The organism is Streptomyces alkaliphilus, assembly GCF_014141535.1.
GTDB lineage: Bacteria > Actinomycetota > Actinomycetes > Streptomycetales > Streptomycetaceae > Streptomyces > Streptomyces alkaliphilus.
This window is the reverse complement of the sequence record NZ_VKHT01001555.1, coordinates 1-738: the sequence shown is the minus strand read 5'-3', so window position 1 is coordinate 738 and position 738 is coordinate 1. Positions and strand designations below refer to the sequence as shown.

Sequence of the window (738 nt, the reverse complement as noted above, 5' to 3'; positions counted from 1 at the left end):
GTTCGTGATCGCGGGCCTGCTGTGTCTCGCCTTCGCCCTCGGTGTGCGGGGCCGACCGGGAGCCGTCACGGACACCCGGTGGGGGGTGCGGGCCCTTGCCGGGTGGGGCATCGGTCTGGTCGGCGCCGGTCTCTTCACCGGTGACCCGGTGGGTGGTTACCCGCCGGGGAGCCCGGACGCCCTCACGGAGTACAGCGGTGCCCCGGCCCTGCTGCACGACCTCTTCTCCCTCCTTCTCTTCCTGGCGATACCCGTGGCCTGTCTGGTATTCGCCCGCCGCCTCGGGGGCATCCGTGATCGTCGGCGGGCGATCGGCTCCGCGATCGCCGCCGTGGTGTTCCTCCTGGCCCTGGCCCTCGCGAGTGCGGGCTTCGAGCAGGTGGAGGCACTCGCGGACCACGCGGGCCTGTTTCAGCGAGTGGCACTCACCGCCGCGTGGCTCTGGCTGACCGTGTTCGCCCTGCACCTGCTGCGCGCGCCGGAGCCGGCCCGCTCCTTCGCGCCCCTGCGCCCCTGCGGCCCGGAGGAGTCATGACGCGGGGATGAATCCCGAGGTGCCTGCGCATCTCCTCGCGCTGCCGGGAAGCGGATCCCGGGGACCCCCGGGAGCGACCCGCAGGAGCGAGGAGTACGGCCGACGCGACAACCACGCCGATCTCCTCGGCGAGCGGGTCGACGGCACGACGGGTGGGTGAGGGAGCGGACCGGTTCCCCTCGTCGGGGCGGGCTCCGGGGGAC

At 73.6% G+C, this 738-nt stretch carries 2 protein-coding genes; both read left to right on the top strand.

The window, feature by feature from the left end; genetic code table 11:
* The coding region (locus FNQ90_RS25640) for a DUF998 domain-containing protein (RefSeq protein ID WP_182608492.1) at window positions 1-535 on the top strand (535 nt) is incomplete at its 5' end.
* A gap of 19 nt (window positions 536-554) precedes the next feature.
* Window positions 555-695, top strand: coding sequence for a hypothetical protein (locus FNQ90_RS25635; RefSeq protein WP_182608491.1), 141 nt, complete (start codon window positions 555-557; stop codon window positions 693-695).
* Window positions 696-738: the final 43 nt, after the last annotated feature.